Source organism: Deltaproteobacteria bacterium (assembly GCA_018668695.1).
Lineage (GTDB): Bacteria > Myxococcota > XYA12-FULL-58-9 > XYA12-FULL-58-9 > JABJBS01 > JABJBS01.
Genome location: JABJBS010000162.1, coordinates 1 through 3,163, shown reverse-complemented (window position 1 = coordinate 3,163; position 3,163 = coordinate 1). Strand labels below are relative to the sequence as shown.

Here is a 3,163-nt window from a genome sequence, read left to right as displayed (position 1 = left end):
GAGAACTGTACTGAATTGCCGCCAAGTGACAGCGCCGTTCATCTCGATACAACCAACGCATGCAATGTAGCGCCAAAAGCCTCGATGAGTGACCTCGTTTGCTACGCCGATAAAATAACCTACACAAACTACCCCAACATTCTCGACTGCTCGGGCGAAGGCTTTTTCAATGAGCTGCTTGTAGGCGTCTGCCAAGAATTCCCAGGACCGGTACGCACCTGGAAGTACATAGAGCCTTCAACTTACAACTGCATCACAATAGAGTAGGAACCTGAAGCGCCAAGGCCCAAGAGTCTTAAACCGTAAGCAGAACCAATAAGCTACGCGCCTCATTCAACAACGGCTCAATCAAATCCTGACGCATAAGGCCTCGATTCATTGCTTTTACTGGAACATCAGAAGACTCCAAAGCCAGCCTTTCTCCTTCATAGGTCAAATAGTTTAAAACGGTGCGCTCATCTTTCTTGGACCGTTCTCGAAGAATGACACCACGACTTTGAAGACGCTTAAGAATAGGAGTTACGGTCCCAGCATCTAAAAAAAGACCGTCTGCTATCTCAGTCACACTCTGCCCATTGCGCTCTCTAAGCGTCTGGACGATCAGGTACTGCGGGTAAGTCATTCCCAGAGCGTCTAGATAAGGTCGGTGGGCCTGAACCACTAATCTAGCTGCCGCATAAAGCGGAAAAGTACTGGGATGGGTTTCTTCTTCAACGGGAGGTAATTTATAAATTTGAGTCATCATACCAGAGACTTTGCAGGAGTGGTGCCAATTCAATGATGTTTCAAAAAGTTAAAAAAAGGTCCATATTTCAGCGCTAACCGAACCCCGTGCCTGTCGAAAGTGACTAAAATAGTCGAAACTGACGACAAAAAAATCTTCACTGACCCACCAATACCCGGAACATCTGCAACGCGCTGCGCCATAAACTTCGATGGTCAGCCATGCCAACCATCAAGTCATAAGAGACCGGTTATCGATTAATTCATAAGTTAATCCGTGAACTTAGTTTAAGTTAAACCCGCCAGTCCGAGCGGTTCCTGCAACCCTCCAAAATCGATGCATAAAGTCAGATTGCTCGATGGCACTTCGTTTGCAGATACCCAATCAACAACGCACAACCCAGACCCAAGGAACAGTTATGTTAATCTCTGAAGAAGCAAAACGATTCATCCAAAGCCATCTAGCCGATCCAGACAACACCACTTATCAATTGATCATTGGCGAATCGGGCCTAAGCTTACTCCCTAGAGCGTCTACATCTTTCGCGGAGTCTATTTATAACGGAGAAGAAATTTTGCTCGGTCTCGATGCCGAGACTCAGAAACAACTTCGAGGGCGTACATTGATTTTGAAAACAATAGGCAAAACAACCAGTCTCGAACTTCTTGAGCGACGAAGAAAGCCCAGAGAGTACATGACCTAACCACACACTCAATTTCCAAATCCGTCGGTTACCTGGAGTCTTCCAGATCCTCCTTACTCCCTTCCGTGTGTCGTCAGACCATCAGTTCATCCAGATGCGTATGGCTCGTAGGTCATATTTTTACCAAATCCCCAGTCAGTCATTCCAGTACCCCTCACTTTTTGAACAGAAAGCTCCCTTTCGGTGAAACTGAGGGTGACTGTTTGCACAATCTGCGATAGACCATCGCGAAATTCTGAGATGCGTTGTTTGTATTTGCCCACCACAGCCTCTCAGGATGCTTGCTTGCCATCTGGGCGGCCTCATAAGGCCAACAAGATGGCTAGTTACGAAGGTTGGTGTGTGGGACACCGCCGAAACCAAAGATATAAAGCACCAGCACGGCGCTTGACTATTGGGTCGGGTGAAAACCAGACAATCGCTCAAGGGGAAACACTCCATGGTTCGCAGTTTTTATCATCGATTGCTAAACACGATTTTATTGCTCATCGCAATCACTATCGGTGTCGTTTATGTAAGCCAGAACAACAGCTTAGAGTCCATTAAGCTCAAAGAGTTGAACGCACTTAAAAAGCAAGACCTCGGAACGGATGCCGGCAATGGCAACCCTGCAGCCGCCTCGCTTTGGGCCGGCAGCGTTGACACCGGCCTGCTTCAAAAAGACCTTGAGCCGTGGCTCCCCGCCGATCACACCATGGGCGGTACACTCAAGCTCTTGATGAGCAGCGATCCCAAGGGGTTTAACTATTTGATTGAAAACAGCGTCGATGTGAGCAACATCGAAGCTTACAACATGACGCCGCTGGTTGCGCGCCATAAAAAAGAGGTCACTAAGTATGGCCCTTCTTTGGCCACCACGATTAACCGCAGCGATGACTTTCTTACGTATACCTATCAGGTACGGCCCGATATCTTCTGGCATAATCCTGCCCTCGAAGCCGACGAAAGCCGCGAATGGCTGACCCAAGGTGAAAGCTGCAAAGCGGTTGGTAAACGTACCGCTGAGCTTCTCAAAACCAACCTGCCTGAACTGGCCAACGCAGAACTTCCTGCCGACCGGCACTGGATTCAAGGCCGCTGCCGAGTGACGGCACACGATATCATCTTCTGGATTAAGATGATGATGAACCCACAAGTTGGCGCCGCAGCCTCTATCCGAAGCTACTTTAAAGACCTCGATATGGAGCAAGTTAAAGCCACAGGCGACTTTAGCTTCCAAGTAAAATTTGCAAACAAGACCTACAAGAACGACCAAGTATCCAAGTGGTTCTCATCCATGCCTGAATTCATGTACGCGTACGATGAAGATGGCGAGCGCTTTGAAGAAGCCGTTTTAGGAACCCGCTATTCTGAGCACTGGTACAACCCACGCGGACTGGGCAATGGACCTTATCGCTTCGTCAAGTTTAACCAAGGCGAGCTGCTCCGACTGGAAAAAGATCCATGGTACCCAATGGGTGGCAACAGCTTCGATACCGTTCTTATCAAAATTGTTAAAGACGACGTTCAGCACCCACTGATGCTTTTAAAGTCGGCTCAGTCGACTACTGAAAAAACCAATCAAGGTGTTCACCTTACCGAGCTCAATGCTCAAAACTTTCGCCAAGTCATGAAAAAGAGCGACAAGAATAAGCTCTTTCAAGATGGAACCATCCAGCACGACTTTTATTGGAGCTACGGCTACAGCTACATCGGATGGAACGGTGACAAACCTTTCTTCTCCGACAAGCGCGTTC

Annotated in this window: 4 protein-coding genes; 3 read left to right on the top strand and 1 reads right to left on the bottom strand. The window is 48.1% G+C overall.

Features of this window, described 5'->3' with window-relative positions; translation table 11 throughout:
* Positions 1–267 (top strand): hypothetical protein (locus HOK28_08585; protein MBT6433132.1); only part of this gene is annotated, 267 nt, incomplete at its 5' end.
* A gap of 28 nt (positions 268–295) precedes the next feature.
* Here HOK28_08585 and HOK28_08580 read toward each other — a convergent pair.
* Complete coding sequence (locus HOK28_08580; GenBank protein MBT6433131.1) at positions 296–745, bottom strand: MarR family transcriptional regulator; 450 nt, start codon at positions 743–745, stop codon at positions 296–298.
* 397 nt (positions 746–1,142) lie between these two features.
* On the opposite strand from HOK28_08580, the gene HOK28_08575 reads away from it, so the two are divergent.
* Entirely contained in the window at positions 1,143–1,427 is a 285-nt protein-coding gene (locus HOK28_08575) for a hypothetical protein (protein MBT6433130.1), read from the top strand.
* Positions 1,428–1,866: 439 nt separating this feature from the next.
* The coding region (locus HOK28_08570) for a hypothetical protein (GenBank protein MBT6433129.1) at positions 1,867–3,163 on the top strand (1,297 nt) is incomplete at its 3' end.